Source organism: Sphingobacterium sp. UBA7631, assembly GCF_002483935.1.
GTDB classification, from domain to species: domain Bacteria; phylum Bacteroidota; class Bacteroidia; order Sphingobacteriales; family Sphingobacteriaceae; genus Sphingobacterium; species Sphingobacterium multivorum.
The window spans coordinates 169,917-192,544 of the sequence record NZ_DLIX01000008.1 but is presented as its reverse complement, the minus strand read 5'-3'; the positions used below and the strand labels follow the sequence as shown (position 1 = coordinate 192,544).

17 protein-coding genes are annotated in these 22,628 nt (G+C 39.9%); 3 read left to right on the top strand and 14 right to left on the bottom strand.

The window, feature by feature from the left end:
- Positions 1-7: 7 nt before the first annotated feature.
- From B3P16_RS15345 to B3P16_RS15295, 11 genes are all read right to left on the bottom strand, one after another.
- Positions 8-589 carry a cytochrome c oxidase subunit 3 gene (locus tag B3P16_RS15345; protein WP_112373818.1) on the bottom strand — a complete coding sequence of 194 codons (582 nt, stop codon included), beginning with the start codon at positions 587-589 and terminating at the stop codon, positions 8-10.
- Complete coding sequence (cyoE, locus tag B3P16_RS15340; protein WP_112373819.1) at positions 589-1,494, bottom strand: heme o synthase; 906 nt, start codon at positions 1,492-1,494, stop codon at positions 589-591. Before cyoE ends, B3P16_RS15345 begins: the two co-directional genes overlap by 1 nt.
- Positions 1,495-1,567: 73 nt before the next feature.
- Positions 1,568-2,611 carry a COX15/CtaA family protein gene (locus tag B3P16_RS15335; protein ID WP_115047216.1) on the bottom strand — a complete coding sequence of 348 codons (1,044 nt, stop codon included), beginning with the start codon at positions 2,609-2,611 and terminating at the stop codon, positions 1,568-1,570.
- Positions 2,612-2,689: 78 nt separating this feature from the next.
- A complete protein-coding gene (locus tag B3P16_RS15330) occupies positions 2,690-4,561 on the bottom strand; it encodes a cytochrome c oxidase subunit I (RefSeq protein WP_172462307.1) in 1,872 nt (623 codons plus the stop codon).
- Between the two features lie 28 nt (positions 4,562-4,589).
- A complete protein-coding gene (locus B3P16_RS15325; RefSeq protein WP_075991042.1) occupies positions 4,590-5,927 on the bottom strand; it encodes a cytochrome c oxidase subunit II in 1,338 nt (445 codons plus the stop codon).
- A gap of 43 nt (positions 5,928-5,970) precedes the next feature.
- Positions 5,971-7,206, bottom strand: coding sequence for a quinol:cytochrome C oxidoreductase (locus B3P16_RS15320; protein WP_112373821.1), 1,236 nt, complete (start codon positions 7,204-7,206; stop codon positions 5,971-5,973).
- Positions 7,207-7,225: 19 nt separating this feature from the next.
- The gene (locus tag B3P16_RS15315) at positions 7,226-7,864 is read right to left on the bottom strand and encodes a c-type cytochrome (protein ID WP_286833372.1); all 639 of its coding nucleotides are present in this window, start codon (positions 7,862-7,864) and stop codon (positions 7,226-7,228) included.
- A complete protein-coding gene (locus B3P16_RS15310; RefSeq protein ID WP_286843465.1) occupies positions 7,848-8,384 on the bottom strand; it encodes a DUF3341 domain-containing protein in 537 nt (178 codons plus the stop codon). Before B3P16_RS15310 ends, B3P16_RS15315 begins: the two co-directional genes overlap by 17 nt.
- A gap of 6 nt (positions 8,385-8,390) precedes the next feature.
- On the bottom strand, positions 8,391-9,875 hold the full coding sequence (gene nrfD, locus B3P16_RS15305; protein WP_046674137.1) for an NrfD/PsrC family molybdoenzyme membrane anchor subunit: 1,485 nt from the start codon (positions 9,873-9,875) through the stop codon (positions 8,391-8,393).
- A gap of 29 nt (positions 9,876-9,904) precedes the next feature.
- Positions 9,905-12,919 (bottom strand): TAT-variant-translocated molybdopterin oxidoreductase, encoded by a 3,015-nt coding sequence (locus B3P16_RS15300; RefSeq protein ID WP_286843464.1) that lies wholly within the window; start codon positions 12,917-12,919, stop codon positions 9,905-9,907.
- A gap of 37 nt (positions 12,920-12,956) precedes the next feature.
- Positions 12,957-14,219: a cytochrome c3 family protein gene (locus B3P16_RS15295; protein ID WP_070563536.1), complete on the bottom strand. Its 1,263-nt coding sequence runs from the start codon at positions 14,217-14,219 to the stop codon at positions 12,957-12,959.
- A gap of 491 nt (positions 14,220-14,710) precedes the next feature.
- Here B3P16_RS15295 and B3P16_RS15290 point away from each other — a divergent pair, with 491 nt between their 5' ends.
- Positions 14,711-15,091: a methionine-R-sulfoxide reductase gene (locus B3P16_RS15290; protein ID WP_046674140.1), complete on the top strand. Its 381-nt coding sequence runs from the start codon at positions 14,711-14,713 to the stop codon at positions 15,089-15,091.
- Here B3P16_RS15290 and B3P16_RS15285 read toward each other — a convergent pair.
- A complete protein-coding gene (locus B3P16_RS15285) occupies positions 15,081-16,091 on the bottom strand; it encodes a LacI family DNA-binding transcriptional regulator (protein ID WP_112373823.1) in 1,011 nt (336 codons plus the stop codon). The genes B3P16_RS15290 and B3P16_RS15285 overlap by 11 nt on opposite strands.
- Positions 16,092-16,239: 148 nt before the next feature.
- On the opposite strand from B3P16_RS15285, the gene B3P16_RS15280 reads away from it, so the two are divergent.
- Positions 16,240-18,522, top strand: a complete 2,283-nt coding sequence (locus tag B3P16_RS15280; protein ID WP_286843463.1) for a GH92 family glycosyl hydrolase — start codon at positions 16,240-16,242, stop codon at positions 18,520-18,522.
- A gap of 77 nt (positions 18,523-18,599) precedes the next feature.
- Entirely contained in the window at positions 18,600-18,926 is a 327-nt protein-coding gene (locus tag B3P16_RS15275) for a DUF493 domain-containing protein (RefSeq protein WP_046674143.1), read from the top strand.
- A 67-nt stretch (positions 18,927-18,993) separates the two neighbouring features.
- Here B3P16_RS15275 and B3P16_RS15270 read toward each other — a convergent pair whose 3' ends face one another.
- Both B3P16_RS15270 and pnp read right to left on the bottom strand, forming a co-directional pair.
- Positions 18,994-19,941 carry a hypothetical protein gene (locus tag B3P16_RS15270; protein ID WP_286843462.1) on the bottom strand — a complete coding sequence of 316 codons (948 nt, stop codon included), beginning with the start codon at positions 19,939-19,941 and terminating at the stop codon, positions 18,994-18,996.
- A gap of 82 nt (positions 19,942-20,023) precedes the next feature.
- Positions 20,024-22,210, bottom strand: coding sequence for a polyribonucleotide nucleotidyltransferase (pnp, locus tag B3P16_RS15265; protein WP_286843461.1), 2,187 nt, complete (start codon positions 22,208-22,210; stop codon positions 20,024-20,026).
- Between the last annotated feature and the right edge of the window lie 418 nt (positions 22,211-22,628).

Below are 22,628 nucleotides of genomic sequence, written 5' to 3'. Positions count from 1 at the left end.
TTTACTATTATTGATTCAAAAGTAAGAAAACATATATATAAATCCATAAAAGATCGAGAAAATGCCAAAAAATACTGGCAAGATCCATGCGGAAAAGATTGCCGTCCTTAGGAAGTTTGTTACTTCCTATAATAGCGCCAATCAAAACGATCAACCCCGCAATAATATGCGCCAAGTGCATCCAGATAAAAACGTAAATAAAGGATTGTGATGCATTGTTATTCACAAAATAAACACCCCTATCGATCAATACATTCCAAGCATGAACTTGCAAGGCAAAAAATACAACTCCCAAAATAAAAGTTGCTATCAAAAACAACCGCTGTTTGGAAGACTCCCCATTTTTAGCCGCTCTATGTGCTAAAAACATCGTCAGACTACTCACCACAATCACCAAGGTACTATATAAAAGTGCATTTGGCAAAAGGGTCTTAATCCCTTTGTCCACGCCGCTCGCTGTATATACAATGAAACCACTGGATAACGCTGCAAACATCATGAACATACCCAACATACCCAACCACAGGTTGAACTTTTGGGCTTTTCTCTGTACTAACTTCTCGTCAGTTTGTGCTTGTATATCTAACATTATTTCAACGGAATAAAGTTAAGCAATAATACGAGTTGTGTCACAGGCAAATAGATAAATGAGGTAAACATTACTTTCTTCGCTGAAGGAATATCACAATTCTTAAACAACAAATAACCGTAATAACCAAACATTATTCCGCCGACCACGGATACAATCGTAAACCAAATTCCACCAAAGCCAAAATGATACGGTATAAAACCTGCTGGTATCATAAACAAACCTGAAATGAATACCATAAAAGCCGATATCTTATCACGTTTTGTCGTCGGCAATAAGCGAAAACCCGCTAATTTATAGTCGTCGTCCACAACCCAGGCAATTGCCCAGAAATGTGGAAACTGCCATAAAAACTGAATAGCAAACAACACAAAGGGAATAATAATAATTGCCGCTTCGTTATGTCCACTATAGTAGGCTAGATCATCTTGCGAAAAAGCTGCATAATAACCAATTAATGGCGGAAATGCACCCGGAAACGCTCCGACAAACACTGCTATTGGTGATTTTCTTTTTAATGGTGTATAGATAAATGCATAAAGAAGAATACAAAAAACCGACAGCAGACCAGCGACAAAATTCAGTCGAACAAGCACCAAGGTTCCTAAGATGCCCATAAAGACACTCAATACCAAAGCTTGTCCTGTCGTCATCCGGCCTGATGGCAACGGTCTGTCTTCCGTACGTTTCATCAGTTTATCCAAATCCTTTTCAATGATCTCATTGAATCCGTTTGCGGAGCCTGTAACCAGAAACCCACCGACAGTCAACAATAACCAGTTAAACCAGAATATATCACCCTGTTGTTTTGATCCTATCAGAAAAGCAATTGACGCCGAAAATACGACCGTCAATGTAAGTCTCAACTTAACAAGCTTTTTGAAATCTGAAATAAATTCTTTCATAACTAAAAGAGACCTCCTACTATCAGTGTAATTAAACACGAACTTTTAAACATAAACATCCCGAATTCCAAGATTAGTGCCTTTGCTTATTTAACAATAACATCAGGTAGAACTGTGCACCAAATAAGAGCGTAGCCACCACCAAATGCGTCGTCTGTGCAAATGCAGGTATTGCAAATCGAGCTAAGATAATTCCTGATAGCATTTGGATACCCACGAGAATCAATGCGATTAAAGCAAATTTATATTGCTTAGAAACCGTATTAAAACTTGTGCGGACCAAAAAGAATAATACAATAACTAAAATCAAAGAACAATATGCCAACCAGCGATGTAATTCAAACTGTTGGCCAATAGTTGTTATAAAATCAGTACGAGCTACCGATGAACCGGTTAATAAATCAACCTCTTCCCGAACCCCCGTTCCAACTATTACTTGTGTTAGCATCAGCAAAATAGATACTATAGCAAGTCCTTTTAATATACTCGAAGAACGATTGACCAATAAGGTCTTATTTCGTAAAGTAACTGCTTTGAAATAAGTATAAATACTAATACAAACAATTACAAGTGCTAAGAGCATATGTACTGTAATAATCCAGGGCATCAAATTTGTCGATACAACAATCGATCCTAACCAAGCCTGAAGTACAACAACAAAAAGATTAATCACTGACCAAACAACGATCGAACTTTTCGACTTCAAATAGGTGAAAGAATAAATAGCCGTAAACAACAAACAAAATCCAGAAACAACGCCCACCAACCGATTGATATATTCCGTCCAAGTCTTTGCAACATTAAATTCTTCATGCTGTAAAATACTTTTATCGGTACGGAGCTTATAGGCCATTTCTTTATCGCCGAAAAATTCTACTATCCGTGCGAAACGTTCGTTCTTTTTTGCTCTTCCTTCACTATAATGTTGTTCATATCCTTGAGGTAACTGAGAAATATCAGTAGGAGGAATAATGCGGTTAAAACATCTTGGCCAATCTGGGCATCCCATTCCTGACCCTGTACTCCGAACAACCCCTCCAGCAATAATGACCAAAAACAATACGATGATCGTTATAAAATTGGTCTTTACAAATCGCTTTTCAGCTGCTGGAAACATAATACTACCCCTACCTCTTAAAATATAAACTTATATAAAGTAGCGTCGATTTTCCCGACGCTACTTTATAAGATTTTATTAGTCTTTTCTACCATTTTGAGCATTCCATTCTGCTTGGATACGCTCTGCTTCCTCATCTCCTTCAAAATCGTGAGGCAAGTTAGAGCTCATCGTTTCAGAGAAAGGAACACTTTGAGGAATAAAATCCTCACCATGACCTGGCTTACTGTAATCGTAAGGCCAACGGTGTACAGTCGGGATCTCTCCTGGCCAGTTACCGTGGATATGCTCTACCGGAGTAGTCCATTCCAATGTGTTTGACTGCCAAGGGTTTTGTGGTGCTTTTTTACCGAAGAAAATCGAAGTAAAGAAGTTCCACAAGAAAGCTACCTGACCTAAAGCCGCAATGATCGCAGCCCAAGTCACCAATTTGTTTACAGAAACCCATTTCGCCATGAAAGCAAATTCTGTAAATGCATAGTAACGGCGAGGTACACCATCAATACCCATAAAGTGCATTGGGAAGAATACCATGTAAGCACCAATAAAAGTCAACCAGAAGTGTAAATAACCTAATTTCGTGTTCATCATACGACCGAACATCTTAGGATACCAGTGGTAAACACCACAAAGCATACCGAAGATTGACGCTGATCCCATAACCAAGTGGAAGTGGGCAACAACAAAATACGTATCGTGTAAGTTGATATCTAAAGCCGCATTACCTAAGAACAATCCTGTCAAACCACCAGAGATAAAGAATGATACCAAACCGATAGCAAACATCATCGCCGGAGTGAAACGGATATTACCTTTCCACAACGTAGCCAGATAGTTAAACGCTTTTACAGCCGAAGGAACCGCGATAATCAATGTAGTAATCATAAATACACCACCCAAGAATGGATTCATACCCGTTACAAACATGTGGTGACCCCATACGATAAACGATAATACGGTGATACCGATCAACGAGTAAACCATCGCATGGTAACCAAAGATTGGTTTACGTGAGTTGGTTGCAATAACCTCAGAAGTTAAACCTAAAGCAGGCATAACAACGATATATACCTCAGGGTGACCTAAGAACCAGAACAAGTGTTGGAACAAAATTGGTGAACCACCTTCGTTCGGTAATATTTGTCCTTGAACAACAAGATCCGACAAATAGAATGACGTACCAGCTGCACGGTCAAAAATCAGAAGAACAACCGCAGAAACCAATACTGGGAATGACAACATACCGACGATAGCCGTTAAGAAGAACGCCCAGATTGTCAAAGGCATTTTCCATAAGTCCATTCCTTTTGTACGCATGTTCAAAATTGTACTTACATAGTTAATACCACCGATCAACTGTGAAGCTACAAATAGAACCATACTCACCAACCACAAAGTCATACCAGTTGCAGATCCTGCGATTGCAGTAGGAACAGCCGATAGTGGTGGGTAGATTGTCCAACCAGCAGAAGCAGGTCCACTTTCTACGAAGAACGATGCAACCATAATAACTGATGCTACAAAGAACAACCAGTAAGATAACATGTTCATAAAAGGAGATGCCATATCGCGTGCTCCGATTTGATATGGAATCAATAAGTTACTAAAAGTACCTGATAGACCAGCCGTTAACACGAAGAATACCATAACGGTACCGTGAATGGTTACCAAGGAAAGGAAAAACTCCGGTTTTATACGACCGCCTTCAGCCCATTTACCCAAGAATACTTCTAATATAGGGAACTCTTTATCCGGCCATGCTAATTGGATACGGAATAATACTGATAAAAGCATCGCAAAAACTGCCATGATGATACCAGTGATCAAGAATTGCTTAGCAATCATCTTGTGGTCACCCGAAAAGATATACTTTCTGATGAACGACTCCTCGTGATGATGGCCGTGCGAATCGTGATGTTCAGCGCTATGCGATATTACTGTACTTGACATATTCGATTTTATATTCAAAAATTCTTAATTAGTTCAAAGATGCTGTAACTTGTACGCTATCCTTTTTCACGTTAGCTGTTTTACCGCTGAACTCTTTTTGCAAATCCTCAGTAAAATACTTATTTTGTTTAGCTAACCACTCTTTATATTTCTCTTCAGTTACGACAACCACTTTCTTTTGCATGTTGTAGTGACCAGATCCACAGATCTTATTACACAACATCACGAAGTCATAGTTATAGTCTCCCAAACGATCACGCATCTCTTCTGTGGTTACAGTAGGTGTGAATTGGAAGTAGTTAGTCATTCCCGGTACCGCATTGATCTGAACACGGAAATCAGGAATGTAGAAAGAGTGAATAATATCTTTTGAAACGATATGGAAACGTACAGGTTTGTTTACAGGCAACCAGATCTCAGATCCTTGAATATCATCCCAAGAATTTTTATCATTAAAGTCAATACCGTACGGGTTCGTTGGCGTAGTCATTTTATAATTACGTTTACCAATAATCCCGTCCGAGCCAGCATAACGAACATTCCATTGGAATTGCTCTCCAAGTACTTCAACCTGTAAAGCTGATTTTTGAAGATCCTCAGGAATATTTGTGATTGATCTCCATGTAAAGAAACCGAACAATACCAATACTGTCAAAACAACAGCAGGAACGATTGTCCACAACTTCTCGATTGCATTATTATGAGGATAATAATAAGCCTGACGTTTTGCACGCATGCGGTACAAGAATGTAAATGTCATCAACAAGATGTGTGTGATAACCAATACAAACGTTGTAATTGCTGTCGTAATGATAAACATCGTATCAATACGCTCACCGTGCTCAGTTACTGCCGATCTCCAATAAGCGGCTCCCCAGTGTACATACGACCAATATACACCGTAAAGGAATACAACCAAGAAAATGAATAACAATGCCGATTGAAATGTGTTATTCGCAAACGGATTGTATTTACCGTTCATCTTTCTTGTCAATTCATAGATCGAAAGTACTTTACCGATAACGGCAACAACTGTACATATAACCAAGAATAACAAGACATAATATGTGAAGTTTTTATAAACCTGAGGGTCTATTTGCTTCACTTCTTCAACAGCAGGAGCAGCAGCGCTAGCTTCTGTAGAAGAACTAGCAGATGCAACAGCAGCAGTACCTGCTGCCGCTGTTGTATCCTTTGCAACCGAATCCGTTGCTGCAGGGGCAGCTACTGCTGTAGTCGCCGCTTTAGCAGAATCAGATGCTACTGTATCTTGTTGACTTGCTAGGATAGGAGTCGCAAAAAGCAATCCTAGTGCAAGCACAAAACCCGAGATGGATTTGAATCTATTATTTAATTTAAAGCTCATTTCTTTTATAACGTTTTTACGTAACCTTCCTTTAAAAGTGAAACTATATCTGGTGATGCAAACTCTCATCCAAGAAAGGATGATTTTTAGGCACCAATGCTTGTTTACTCAATTTACTCATCACTAAGAAGATGAACAAACCTAAGAAACCAAGTGCAGTTCCGATTTCAATGATACCAAATCCTCTATGTTCAGCAACAGTACCAGGCATGATCATGATATAATAATCTAGCCAGTGACCAGCCAATAATAGAATCGCTACGAATAACATCACGTTTTGTTTACGTTTAGCATCGCGATCCACTAATAGTAACAATGGTGCCACAAAGTTAATGATAATACTCAACCAAAACCAAGGTTTGTATTCAGGTTCCCAACGTTTGTAGAAATAAACTGTTTCCTCTGGAATGTTTGAATACCAAATCAACATGAATTGTGCAAACCAAACGTAAGTCCAGAAGATAGAGAAACCGAACATCAATTTACCCAAATCGTGTAAATGATTTTCGTTTACCCAGTTCATATAACCAGCTTTCTTCAATACAACAACAATGATCGTGATACATGAAATACCACTTACCCACATTGCTGCAAAGTTATACCAACCGAACATCGTCGAAAACCAGTGTGCCTCTAAAGACATTACTGTATCGAAAGACCAGATTGGTGTAGTAAAACCAAAGATAACCAAGAAGATTGCTGACAATTTGAATGACTTTTTATAAGAAGTCAATCCGCCTTCCAAATCCTCTTTATAAGAAAGTTTCGCAAAAATAACAGCAAAAATGCTATATGTACCCAAAAATACCACCTGACGGATCAAGAAGAATGGAACATTTAAATAAGCAGATTTACCTGCGATAATAGGGTCAAAATTTGTACTATGCGGATCAGTAATACCATCTGCATTCCAATGGTGATATAAGTTATGTGTGGTTAAACCTAAACCTACGATAACTAATAAGACTAATGATGCAATTGGTAAAACACTCGCCATAGCTTGAGGTATACGTACCAAACCTGCAGACCATGCAGATTGTGTTACATATTGCAAGGCAACAAAGAATGTTCCAGCTGCGCATACACATGTAAAGTAATAACCCATCAATAACAAGTTGGCATAAGTACGCTCTACAGTAACGTGATCGCCCGAAAGCAACCCGAAAGCTACAGCAGCTACGCCTAGTACAACAGCGACAATACTGAACATTTTAGCTTTGCCAGCAAACTCGTATCGCTCGTTGAAATTATAATCGTGATGATGACTGTGAGTTCCCATTTATATATCTGATGTTAGATTATTTCTTTTGTAATTCGTGAACATACATAACAACTTTCCATCTCTCCTCTGGAGACAATTGAGATGCATGTGATCCCATCGAGTTGTGTCCGTAATAAATTGTATGGTAAATTTTACCATCAGTCAAGTCAGCCATCAAACCACCCCGTGAAGAGCTCGCCGCATCTGTTCTATGATAAGATGGTGGCGGAGGAAAGTTCTCTAATTGACGAGTACCTCTTGAATCAGTCACGCTACGATCTTTTGTGATAGGACCATCACCTTTACCTTCTACTCCATGACATATAGAGCAATAAGTTGTGAACAAAGCTTTACCTTTTTCAAGATTTTCGGCATTTACGACCAAAGGACTTTTTACTTCTCTTCCTGCACGTTCATAATCCTCTAATGTATTGGCGTATTCAAAACGAGTGAAACCAATTGGATCTGTACCTTTAGGAGGTGTTTGTGCTGTTTTTCCATCAGCAAAATTCGCATTAGGTTGATCCGGATTGAAAGCAAGCGGATCGTACATGTTACGAGAAAACTCTAAACCTGTACTACGAGTTGTTTTGTCACCACAAGAAGAAACAAGTGCTGTCAATGCCACAGCTGCGCATAGCGTTCCAAGTAAATTCTTCTTATTCATAGCTAACATATTTTCTATCATTGTACTTAACTTCAACAGCACCAGCTTCTTTCAATAAGCTATCGATCAAAGCGTGATCTGTATTTTCATTGGCATCTACTGCAAGGATGAAACGATCATCTGTTGCTCTCAAGTCCATTACACGAGGTGTACGTCCCGGAAATAAGTGGTTACGGAAGAAAAACGTGGCAACCATACCCAAGGCACACAATAAGATCGTAACCTCAAATGTAACTGGAACAAAGTTTGGCATACCAAAAGATGGTTTACCACCGATATTCATCGGCCAATCATATGCCATTGTATAATACAACAAACTAAAACCCAATGTCGTTCCTAATGCTCCAAAGCAAAATGCTGCGATAGGCAAGCGAGAAGGTTTCACACACAGCTTTGCTTCGATGCCGTGAATAGGCATCGGAGTAAAGCAGTCGTAAATACTTATATTGTTTGCTTGCAATTTGTCGATCCCATGCATCATTTCATCGGGATCCGCAAAACTACCTAATATATATTTTGTATTGCTCATTGCTGATTATTTTCTAACTGATAATTCTTTAATCTCTTCTTCTGTCACTGAATCATATTTCTCTAATGACTCTTGGAAGTACTTCACTTGTTCCTCAGGGAATGCGCCTTCTTGAGCCAATTTCGTTTTATGTTGTAATGAAGATGATTTCAACAACAATTTCACTTCGGCGATAGCGATACCTGGTAAGAAACGTAAGAACAACAAGAATAATGTAAAGAATAATCCGATTGAACCTACAAAGATACCTACGTCTGTCCAAGTTGGGTAGAACATTGCCCAAGATGAAGGCAAGTAATCACGGTGCAATGAAGTCACGATAATTACAAAACGCTCAAACCACATACCGATGTTTACAACAATCGATAAGATCCAGGAGATTGGAATACTTGTACGGATTTTTTTGAACCAGAATAACTGTGGAGAAATTACGTTACAAGTCATCATTGACCAGTAAGCCCAAGCGTATGGACCCAACATACGGTTCTCGAAAGCATACATTTCGTATTCTGAACGAGAGTACATGGCGATAAACAACTCTGTCAAATAAGCCACACCTACGATTGAACCCGTTGTCATGATAATGATATTCATGGACTCAATGTGGAACATCGTGATGTAGTTCTCAAAGTTCATTACTTTACGTAAGATCAACAATAAAGTCTGTACCATCGCGAAACCCGAGAAGATCGCACCAGCCACGAAATACGGCGGGAAGATCGTTGTATGCCATCCAGGGATAACCGAAGTTGCAAAGTCCATGGATACGATCGTGTGTACAGAAAGTACCAGCGGCGTAGAAATACCGGCCAAGATCAATGACACGATTTCAAAACGTTGCCAAGTCTTAACAGAACCATTCCATCCGAATGATAATACAGAATAGATTTTTTGTTTTAATCCAGTAGCACGGTCACGAATTGTCGCGATATCCGGCAACAAACCACAGTACCAGAATACCAAAGATACTGTAAAGTAAGTCGAGATCGCAAACGCATCCCACACCAAAGGAGAGTTGAAGTTTACCCAAAGTGATCCAAATTGATTTGGAAGTGGGAAAATCCAATAAGCCAACCAAGGACGCCCCATGTGAGCTACAACGTATGTCGCCGCACAGATTACCGCAAAGATCGTCATCGCCTCTGCAGAACGGTTGATTGAATTACGCCAGTTCTGGCGGAAGATTAATAATACAGCTGAAATCAACGTACCCGCGTGACCGATACCTACCCACCATACGAAGTCGGTGATATCCCAAGCCCAGCCTACAGTTTTATTCAGACCCCAAGCGCCGATACCTGTCCAAAAGGTATAACTAACGCTAACTACCCATAATAAAGCACCTAATACAGCAACGGTAAAACCAATCCACCATGCTTTATTCGGTTTATTTTCAACCGGTAGTAAGATATCATCCGTAATTTTTGCATACGTAATGTCCTTACCGGTCATTAATGGTTCTCTTAATATTGATTCGTTATGCGATGACATAGTATTTTTATTTCAAATATTGTACAAGATTACGCCTCAAAAGTGTTTCTAACTTTTGTCATATAACCGATACCCGGTTGAACATTGATTTCCTCAAGTACGTAATAAACACGCTCGTTGCGTAATGCTTTAGATACTTCTGATTCTGGATCATTAGCATCACCAAAGATAATTGCATTTGCAGAACATGCTTGTTGACAAGCCATTTGGATATCGCCATCTTTAACTTTGCGATTTTGAATCTTAGCTTGTAATTTACCTGCTTGAATACGTTGGATACACATTGAACATTTCTCCATTACCCCACGTGAACGAGTAACAACATCTGGATTCAATACCAATTGTGTGAACTCATTGTTCAAGTAGTTGTCAAAACGTGAATCATTCCAGTATGCAAACCAGTTGAAACGACGAACTTTGAAAGGACAGTTATTCGCACAGTAACGTGTACCAAAACAACGGTTATATGCCATGTGGTTCAAACCTTCTGAAGAGTGTACTGTTGCCAATACTGGACAAACCGTTTCACAAGGTGCGTGACCACAGTGTTGACACAACATCGGTTGGTGAACAACAGTGATATCTTCGAAATCTAAATCAGCCGAAGCTCTCGCAATTTCTTTCTCTTTTGTAAGATCTTGATCTTTTCCTTCGATTGTATAGTAACGGTCAATACGTAACCAGTGCATTTCACGACGACGACGAACCTCATCACGACCTACAACAGGAATATTATTTTCAACGTTACAAGCAACGATACAAGCACCACAACCCGTACATGCGTTCAAGTCGATTGCCATCACCCATTTGTGACCAGGTTGCTCATATTTGTTCCACAAATCGTATGTTTTGTGATTATCTGTAAAGCGTCCTGCCTCAGAGTTAGGATCTTTCAGATATTTCGCAAATGTCGTCTCACGGATCACGTTACGACCTTCGATCGTGTGGTGTGTTTGTGTTTGTGCCAATTGGTAAGTTCCAGACGCTTTCGCTACAGTTGCTTTAGCAACACCTTGTACTGTACCATTGATGATAGAAGCAAAAGGGAACGCGTTTTTACCAACTTCATTACCTGCTTTACCAACTTTTGTACGGCCGTAACCTACAGCAATTGAAACTGTTCCTTGTGCTTGACCAGGTTGTTGTACAACTGGCAATTCCAATTCAACACCATTTGCTTTTACAGTCACTTTACCGTCTTCACCCAATCCTAATTTCTCAGCATCTTTCGGGTTAAGAGCAGCGTAGTTATCCCAAGTTACTTTAGAAACAGGGTCAGGCAGTTCTTGTAAATAAGCGTTGTTCGCGTAACGACCGTCACGAAGACCAGCAGGCTCATAAAGTTTCAATTCAAACTCACCTGTAATCGCTTTGCTTGATGCCTCAATTGCTGAAGCTGCCGCTGCAGCATTTCCTGTAAATGCAGGAGCTGTTGCCGCTTTAGCACCTTTATATTCAAAACCAGTTTGCAATACAGCATCCCAGTTTTTCGTAGAACCCGCTAAGATTTGTGTAGACCACAAGTTCTTAACGAAGTTGTACATATCGGTATCATTTCCTGCCCAAGTCAACAAGCTTTGTTCAACTTGACGTGTTTTGAAAACAGGATTAATTGTTGGTTGAACGATCGAGAACAAACCTTCTTTTGGATTCGCATCACCCCAAGACTCCAAGAATGTACTTGCTGGAGCGATCGCTGTCAATTCAGAAGCTGTTTCATCCGCACGTTGCGAAAACGATAAGGTGAAAGGAACTTGTTTCAACGCTGCTTTTACTTCTTCTGCTTTGAAGTAATCATACACCGGGTTGCTATTCAAGAAGAACGCAACACCAACTTGACCTGATTTCGCAGCTGCTAAGAAAGCTTGGAACGAAGAATCTGAACCTTGGTATTGTTTAGAATAGTTATCCAAATCGATGATTGTACCGTACGCGCCTAATGCAACGTTAATTGCATTGACCAATACCTGTACATTGACATCGTTAGAACCAGCAACAACAACTGCTGCGCCTTTGCTGTTCACCAATTCTTTCGCTGCTAGAGCGACACCTTTTTGTGCTTTTTTGTTTGCAGTGGCACCAGCCAAAGACTGACCAGTGATTGCATTATATAAAGCAACCAATGTAGCTCCTTCTTCCGAAGGTTTGATGGCGATACGAGCATCCGCATTTGTACCAGTCATCGAAAGACCAGACTCAAATTGCACGTGACGTGACATTTTTCCGTTTTTCAACGATTTATAATCACGGTTTTTAGCGTATTGTTGTGTATGCTCCTCACCTGCTAACCAAGTTCCTAAGAAATCAGCTGCAACGGAAACAATCACATTTGCCCTTTCAAAATTGTATGAAGGGACAACAGCTTTCCCAAATGAAGCTTTATTCGCCTCAATAATACCGCTGTAAGATACAGCATCGTATTGTACATGGTTAACTGTTGGGAATTTCGTTGCGAAAGCAGCGATAGCCGCCAACGTTGAAGGACTGTTTACGGTGTTAGAAACGATCGTAATTTGTTTACCAGAAGATGCTGCTGCATTCAAAGCTTTAACAACTTCCCCATCCAATTTAGACCACTCTACATCTTGACCTTTCAATTGTGCCTGTTTCAATTTGGACTCATCGTATAAATCCAATACAGAAGCAGCAGTCGTTGAATCCAAACCTTGGTTCAAACCAATTGCATTCGGGTTAGGCTCAACATTGATCGGACGACCTTCGCGCGTTTTAACCAAGATACTTTGACCGTTGAACGTCGAAGCATAATAGTTAGGGATACCTGGAGTTACCTCTTCAGGTTTAATCAAATAAGGAACTGCCTTATGCACAGGAGTACGGTTACAAGCCGCTAAAGAAACAGCACCCAAACCAAATCCTAATGCTTTCAAGAAGTCACGGCGAGGAGTTTTAGTACTCAAGCCAGCTTCGTTTAATACATCTTCTACAGGAATAGATTCGGCAAACTCACCCTTGCTTCCTTCAACGAAAGCAGGAGTTTGATTTAACTCTTCCAAACCTTTCCAATATTTTTTATTGCTATCCATTTAAGCTGTATATAAGATTGCGTATTTCAAATAATTATTAATAGTGACACTTACCACACTCAAGACCACCGATCATGGCTGCAGTCATTTTCTCACCTTTCTTAATTCTTTCGTGTGCTTTGATCAAATCTTCATAGTATTTGTTATCCGATTTGATATCTGTCTTTTTGTGACAATCAACACACCATTTCATCGTCAATGGAGAGTATTGGTATACTTCTTCCATATTTTGGATTGGACCGTGACAAGTTTGACACTCAACACCAGCTACCACAACGTGTTGTGAGTGGTTGAAGTAAGCAAAGTCAGGTAAGTTGTGGATACGAACCCATTGAATTGGCTTCGGATTGTTACCGTAAGTACGCGTATCAGGATTCCAATCCAATGCACGATAGATTTTAGCAATTTCCGGAGAAATCTCACCATCATAATGCTCTGATGCAGTGATTGTATTGTGACAGTTCATACATACGTTGGCCGATGGAATAGACGCATTTTTAGATTTAAATGCTCCACCGTGACAGTATTGACACTCAATTTTGTTAACACCAGCGTGGATTTGGTGCGAGAACTTAATTGGTTGAACCGGCTGATAGCCTTGGTGAACACCAACGTTCCACATGGTCTTCCAACCACCTACAGCTAATAATGCAACTAACATCAAGACTGTAAAGCCAACCAACTTTTTGTTTTTAACGAATGCTTTCGCAAACTTCACAAAACGTTGGCTATCTTCTGGCTCTTGTTGCGCAGCAATAGCTTCTTGGTTTTTAGCAATTACATTTTCTAAGGTACGGATCACACGATTCAACACCACGATAACCACTACAGCCAAAACAACAACTGCGATCAAGCCCAAAATCATGAACATAGACGCGTTATCATCTTTAGCGCCAGCACCACCAGCAGCAGCCTCTTTCGGTTTCTCCTTAGAAGCATCGGTGATATACGCTAATACCGACTTGATCTGATCGTCAGATAAATCAGTAAAAGAAGTCATCACAAGCTTGTTGTTCTCTTCGAAGATTTTAACTGCATCAGCATCGCCAGACGCAATTAAAGCCTGAGAGTTCTTGATCCACTTGATTAACCAAGCTTCGTCTTTCGTCTCTGGAATCCCCTTTAAAGCAGGACCAACCACTTTTCTGTCAATGGCGTGACAGGATGTACACTTAGATTTGAAGATTTTTTCACCTTCCTTGACATCTTGCGCATGCAACGTCGTAACGGCAAATAATAGCATCAAACTCGTTGACACCACCCTCGCAAGGCTTCCCAAAACGGATGAGATAGTTCTCATATTTAGCACTTTATACTATTTATTTGTGAATGTAAAAAATTAACTCCCATGGTTAAAGGAGCCACTACCCCCCTAACAATGCCACAAAAGTATGATTTATTAACAAATCGCTGACAATTTTGTGACCTTTAATATCAATTTATAATCATTCTAAACAAATGCGTTTAAACAAGGATAAAAACAGCATTAAGCTATTAAAGTAGTTCCATCGCTACAACTTTTCATTTGGATAGCCATTCAAATATAAGACAATTCCATGACAATTTAAAATACCCAAAATTGACGATCACGAGGAACACAAAAAGTTTTTTTTCGTCTTTATTTCCGTAACTTTATCAAGATGAATGGAGACCGGGCCAGGATCAATTCCCAGACTGAAAATGAAAGAATCTGGATGATACTACTTTTATAGAGATGCTCTTTTATATAAAGGAATAGATTGATCCCAGTCGACCGCTCCTGTCAAAATCAACGACTAACATACGACAGACATGGAAACAAACAAAAAATACAACCCGCTAAGTAAAGAAGAGGAATACATTATTATACACAAGGGAACTGAGCGGCCTTTTACGGGTGAACTTTTAGACAATAAGCTCAAAGGAACGTATATCTGCCGCCGTTGTGACAGCCCGCTATACCGTTCGGAGTCGAAATTTGAATCTGGCTGTGGCTGGCCAAGTTTTGATGATGAGATTCCTGGAGCAATTACAAGGATCACCGATGCCGATGGTCGCCGCACTGAAATCCTTTGTAGCACATGTGGCGCGCATTTAGGCCATGTATTCCTCGGAGAAGGCTTTACGACAAAAAACACGCGTCACTGCGTTAATTCTATTTCAATGAAATTTGTAGCCGATACTACGAAGTAACTTTCACTTTAGTCGACTCACGAACTTTCAGTTCACAAGGCAACACCATTCTACGTGTTGCTTTTATTTTACCCTGAAGACGAAGCAACAAAATATTAATCAGGTTCTCAGCAATGTCCTTGATCGGCTGCGAAACAACTGTGATAGCAGGTTCTACCAACTTAAAAACTGTATGGTCGTCAAAAGCAATGACTGCTGGCATCGTAAAGTTGAATTTTTTAGCGGCCTTCAAGCCCGAAATCGCCAAATAGTTAGTGGAGAACAAAACAGCATCCAGCCTGTTTTCACAGATGAACTCCCGCAAAGATTCCATCGCCTCCTCATCCGAAGCATCCATTTGGATCTTCTGGATAAAACTTTGCTGCTTATTATTATCCATAGCTTTCATATAGCCATCTGAACGCTCTTTCATTTGAGTTTGATCCGAGTAGAGCGATACAAATCCGATACGTCTATAACCTTGTTGACACAAATGGTTACTTGCATCAAAGGCCCCCTGAAAATTGTCGGCCCCAACATAGTCTGTTTCAAGCCCCGGAAAATATCGGTCGAAGAGCACAACCGGGATATTATTCTGCTGTAACTGCTTTACGGTATCTTCCAAACCATCGGAAGGTGTAATAATAAAACCATCCACCTGCCGATCGTAAAACATCTGGATCAACTCCTTCGCTTTTTCTACATCATTGTTGGTACTACAATAAATAATACGATAGCCCTGCTCATAGACCTTACTTTCGATCAGGCGTGCTATATTCCCAAAAAAAGGATTGGAAATATCTTCGATAATCAAACCTAGAATCTTCGTCTTCCCTGTGCGGAGACTTTTTGCCAATTCATTGGGCTTATAGCCGACCTTTTTGACATAGTCCAAAACCCGCTTAGTCAAAGCCTCACTAATACGCTTTTCTTTTGCCTTATCATTTAAAATAAAGGACACAGTAGTTACAGAAATCCCCAAGGCCTTTGCGATATCACTGATCAGAATACGTTTCTTCATGTAGTAGTAGTAGGTTTGTTAAGTTTTTTATTACGAAGATTACTAAAGTAAAAAATTTAACGACAATTTACTAAAATAATAATAAAATTGCGCTAAAAGGTTTTATTTACTAATTTTAAGCAGTTTTCAAATACCCGAACAAAAACCTATGACAGGAAATAAACTACTCAAAACAGTGTTGGGCACACTAATTTTACCATTTTGTGCGCAAGCCCAGCAAAATCTTACACAATATGTCAACCCCTTTATTGGGTCCGCGGATCATGGCCACGTCTTTGTTGGTGCGAATGTACCTTTAGGTGCGGTGCAATTGGGGCCTACTCAAATTCCACAGATTTGGGACAAGTTCAATGGATGGGATTGGTGCAGTGGATACAATTACAAAAGCCAGGAAATTTTGGGTTTTACACATACCCACCTGAGCGGAACAGGTATCGGTGACCTCAACGACCTTATGATCGTTCCTGCTAACGGAAAATTACAATTAACGCCCGCAGAATTCAACAAAATGAATACAGGTTATGGCTCTTCCTTCAAAAAAGAAAATGAGGTAGCAAAACCGGGATTCTATAGCGCTTATTTAGATGACTATCAGGTGCAGGCCAACCTGACAGCCACCGAACGTGTTGGTTATCATCAATATCGCTATGAAAAAACAGACAATGCACATATTTTGGTCGATTTAGGTTACCATATCAATTGGGATAAACCGACAGACACCTACATCAAACAGGTGAACGATTCGACCTTTGTTGGTTACCGCTTTTCAACAGGATGGGCGACTGACCAAAAATTGTATTTTGCCATCAGAACTTCCCAACCGATACAAAAAGTAAGATTTTTCAACGGTAAAGAAGAAAAATTAGGCCAAACAACATTCAAAGGACAGGCAATCAAAGCGGCTTTATTCTTTGATGCTGTTAAAAATAAAACCATCGAACTCAAAGTCGGTATTTCTCCGGTAAGCTCGACCAATGCGCTGAACAACATCAACGCCGAGATTCCAGGCTGGAATTTTGAAAAAGTAAAGCAAGACGCCGATCAACGTTGGAACAAAACCTTAAATAAGATTCAATTTGAAGCCGACAAAGATACGAAGACAATCTTCTATACGGCATTATACCACACCTACTTCGCTCCTACCATCTTCAACGATGCAAATGGCGATTACCTAGGGACTGACAAACAAGTATATGAAAAACAGGATTTTGTCAACCATACGGTATTTTCGCTTTGGGATACTTACCGTGGTCTTCATCCTTTGATGACGATCTTGGAGGACCGTAAAATCAACCAGGATTTTATCAAAACCATGTTGGCGATCTATCAACAACAAGGTAAATTACCCATGTGGCACTTACAAGGCAATGAAACCAATACAATGGTTGGATTACCTGCAATTCCAGTGATTGCTGACGCCTTCTTAAAAGGAATTATTGACGAGAAAGACTATCCTTTGATGTGGGAAGCTGTTAAGACCACAGCAATGGGTAATGATCACGGTCTGAAATATGCGCGTGAACTGACCTACATCCCTATCGACAGCATGCCTAATGAGTCTGTAGCATGGGCATTAGAGTATGCGATTGCTGACTTTGGTGCGTATAAAATTGCCGAAAAACTGGGTAAAACAGAAGACGCTGCTTATTTCAAAAAACGCTATAAACTATACGAGCAATATTTTGACAAAGAGGTAGGTCATTTCGTCGGTAAAAAAGCCAATGGCGAGTTCCGCAGACCTTTCGACCCCCTCATGGCCAAACACCGCGAGAATGACTATTGCGAAGGTAATGCTTGGCAATACACCTGGTTAGTACCCCAAGATGTCAAAGGTCTGATCAATCTTTTCGGTGGCGAGGAGAAATTTTTGAAAAAACTGGATTATTTTACGACCATGTCATCGGATCTTGGTGGTGAAGCTTCACCGGATATTTCAGGACTAATCGGCCAATATGCGCAAGGTAACGAACCAAATCACCACATCCCTTACTTGTATGCTTACGCGGGACAACCTTGGAAAGGTGCAGCCTTAGTCCGTAAAGCGATGACTGAGTTTTACACAAACAGTCCAGCTGGTCTATGTGGAAATGATGACGTCGGACAAATGAGCGCATGGTATGTATTCTCGGCAATGGGCTTCTATCCACTGAATGCAATGAGTGGTGTTTATGTCTTCGGCTCGCCGATGATGCAACATGCGAATATCAATCTACCGAATGGCAAAACGTTAGCGATCGATGTTAAAAACCAAGGCAAAGCCAATCAATATATCAAATCGATCAAGTTAAATGGCAAGCCTTACGCCAAAACGTTCATTACACATGCGCAACTTTTAGCAGGTGGACAGATGGAAATCGAGATGAGTGCTACGCCAAACAAAAACTTTGGTAAAAACAAAGCCGATTGGCCTTCAAACATTGACGATAATTAACTGAAAAATTGTCAGTAAAACATTACTGGATTAATATTTGTTAATACCTTAATAACATATTTAAGGAGAAACAAAACATGGCAGATTACAAAAACATCAATATACAAGATATCCCTGACGGAGGTGATAATCCAAAAGACTTCTATGAAACTTTTAAAGAGCGTTTGGAAGACTTAGAAACATTTCCAAAGGACTATACGTATAAATTTATCTTACCAAAAGATCAGGACCACTTCAATCAGATCCAGAGCGTATTTGATGACACAGGTGCACAGTTTGATTTTAAGGATTCCAAAACAGGGAAGTATACTTCAATTACGGTAAACTTGAACGTTAAAGACGCCGATCAGGTGATCTACTACTACAAAGAAGTAGCGAAGATAAAAGGTGTTATCATGTTATAAAAAACAAATCAGGCTGTCGAATTGACAGCCTGATTTGTTTCTATTTCCTTCTTAAAATACCCCCCCCTTATTTCAACACCGCAACATCCAGCCAATAATCGCCACTAAATCTTTTACTATCATGATGTAGTTTCAATAGATTAACAGCAGTCTCCTCCTTTAAAAAATCCAAAATTCGTTTGACATCCCGCCGGGCAGCAAACTGTTTCCAGCTATTCTTACGATCATAAAAAAAAGACATTTGTCCCTTCATGCTATCCCATGTCCCGCCCAGCGCATATAACTTCGTTTCACTAAACAGTATATTAAAATAGTCATTATATGCCGAGCAATCGAGTGTAATCTCTTTATTTTTATTAGTCACCCAGTCAAATCGATACGAACAGTACATCGGGTTCCCATAGTAAATACCGGGTTTATGGGGAATCTTGGCCTCCTCAAAAAATTGCTTGAGCAATTTCACCACTTCTGGCTCACCATCGTATGCTAAGGGCACATCACTAAGCTCCCGATCCATATATAAGGTAAAAGAAGACAGATTGAGGCCCCAGCGTCCTTGATGATCCAATAAAAACTTGGACAAACGTTCCACAAACGATGACATCCCACCTCTGAATGAACCTTGCACGGAAAGTGCTTCAAATGGTCTTGCCTCGTTAAATTTATAAGGGCTTTCATACATATCCATCACAAAGCGGTTATATTCCCGATCAAAATTAATGTAAAGCTCGTCTGTCATTGAATCCCTGATAGCTTTATCCTTTAAGATTAACCTATTAAGAGGCCAAAATAAATCCTGTTTATAGGACCACAAAATGGCACGATCCAGTTTATAAAACTCATAATGCCCCTTGGGCAAAATCATATTATTTTTATGTGCATAATGCTGTACAGTGGCAGACAGCTTCTGAAATTTATCCCCAAAAGACCGCTGACCATAAACTGACACATGAATGAGGACAAACACCAGAATCGGACTGGATTTCAAAAGAAGCAAACGAAGTATACTTTTCATAGGATAAAGATGCAGCTAAGTTTTATTTTCCATAAAAAAAGCCCGCGTAAAGCGAGCTTTTCATATCATTTAAAGAATAAACTTATTCTTGACCAGCACCAGCTACAGGAGCTTCGCCAGCAGGTTTATCCTGCTTTGGTTTGTCTTCTTTCGGCGGACGAGGCAATAAAGCTTTACGGGAAAGCTTCATTTTACCTTGTTTGTCGATATCCAACAATTTAACCGTTACTTTATCACCTTCTTTGAAGATACCGTCCATTGTTTCAAGACGTTTCCAGTCGATTTCAGAGATGTGCAATAAACCGTCTTTACCAGGCATGATTTCAACGAAAGCACCGAATGGCATAATTGATTTCACTTTACCTTCGTAAGTTTCACCAATCTCTGGTTTAGAAGCAATCGCTTTGATACGACCTACTGCATCATCAATAGCCGCTTTATTATCTGCGAATACTTGAACAACACCTTTATTATCAACTTCTTCGATCGAAATTGTAGCACCGGTCTCACGTTGCATTTCTTGGATAATTTTACCACCTGGTCCGATTACAGCGCCAATAAATTCTTTATCGATCAACAATTGAACGATACGTGGTGCATGTGGTTTGTAATCTTCGCGAGGAGCAGAAATTGTTTTCTTCATCTCACCCAAGATGTGTAAACGCGCTTCTTTTGCTTGATCCAAAGCTTGCGTCAACACTTCCCATTTCAAACCATTGATTTTTAAGTCCATTTGACAAGCAACGATACCTTTTTCTGTACCCGTTACTTTAAAGTCCATATCACCTAAATGATCTTCATCACCTAAGATATCCGATAAGATCGCATATTTACCTGTTTTCTCATCAGAAATCAATCCCATGGCAATACCTGAAACTGGCGCTTTCAATTTCACACCGGCATCCAAAAGTGCTAATGTACCAGCACATACAGTTGCCATAGAAGAAGAACCATTTGACTCCAGAATATCAGAAACAACACGGATAGTATATGGATTTTCACTGTCTGCAGGAAGTACCTGTTTCAATGAACGCATTGCTAAGTTACCGTGACCAACTTCACGACGGCCTGGACCTCTGTTAGGTCTTACCTCACCTGTAGAGAATGCAGGGAAGTTGTAGTGAAGAATAAACTTGTTATAACCGTTGATAAAAGCACCATCGATCATTTGCTCATCGTCTTTAGCACCTAAAGTAACCGAAGTCAATGATTGAGTTTCACCACGTGTGAATACTGCCGAACCGTGTGCAGCAGGCAAGTAATCCACTTCAGACCAGATCGGACGTACAGTACGTACATCACGGCCATCTAGACGAATTCCTTCATCTAAGACAAGGTTACGAACAGCATCATACTGAACATCGTGGAAATATTTTTTAAACAAGAAAGCTGTATCATCATCCAATTCTTCTGGCATTGTTGCTCTGTACTCTTCCGCGATTTTTGCGAAGTTTTCAGAACGGTCATGTTTTGCAGAAGCAGATTTTGCAATAGCGTAAACCTTATCGTAAGTAGCTGCAAAAATAGCATCTCTCAATTCAAGGTTTTCAGGCTCATGGTTATACTCACGTTTAACCGTTTTACCAACTAAATTAGCCAGTTCTACTTGAGCAGCAACTTGTTTTTTGATCGCTTCATGAGCAAAAGCAATTGCTTCTACCATTTCAGCTTCAGAAATTTCTTTCGCTTCACCTTCAACCATACCAATATCTTGTGCAGAACCAGCAACGATAAATTCTAGCGTTGCTTTTTCAAGTTCAGATAATTTTGGATTGATCACCAATTGACCGTCAATCTTCGCAACGCGAACTTCAGAAATTGGTCCATTAAAAGGAATATCAGAAACAGCAATAGCTGCAGAAGCAGCCAAACCTGCTAAAGCGTCAGGCATAATATCTTTATCTGCAGAGATCAAGCTAATTGCCACTTGTGTATCTGCGTGATAGTTTTCAGGGAACAAAGGACGTAATGCACGGTCTACCAAACGTGAGATCAATACCTCATAATCCGATAGTCTAGCTTCACGACGTAAGAAACCTCCTGGAATACGGCCAGTTGCCGCGTATTTTTCTTGATAATCTACAGAAAGAGGTAAAAAATCAACCCCAGATTTCGCTTCTTTAGCTGAAACGACCGTTGCAAGCAACATCGTATCACCTTGTTTTAATACTACAGCACCATCGGCTTGTTTTGCCAATTTACCTGTAGACAATTCGATCTGGGTGCCATTACCCATATCGATGGTTGTTTTAATTTCGTTGTAATTCATTTAATCTTGTTTGCGACATGCTTTTCATCTTGTTGGCAGCATGCCAATATTTTAAATACATTAGATTTCAGCACAAAGGTAAATTAAAATATTAAGATTAATGCAATTAACATTCGGCTAAATAAGCAAATACTAACGCGTCGCAGCATTTGCCTACAAAGCCTTTCAATTTCTATCTTCTTCAAGCAGCCGATTCTGCCTTGTGATTGATTACCGAAGAAATTATCCAAAACATAAATCCTCTTAAGATAAATTTCAGGTCTTGCAGTTTTCAAGGTACTTCCTTTAAATTAATTATAGAAAAGTTATGGCTAAGTTCGACTTGCTACCGACTTGTAAAAAACATGGCTGCACAATGAAAGCACCTTAAAAGGTAGACTCACCGTGGACTCACTGTGGACTCAAGCTGCTTACGGGA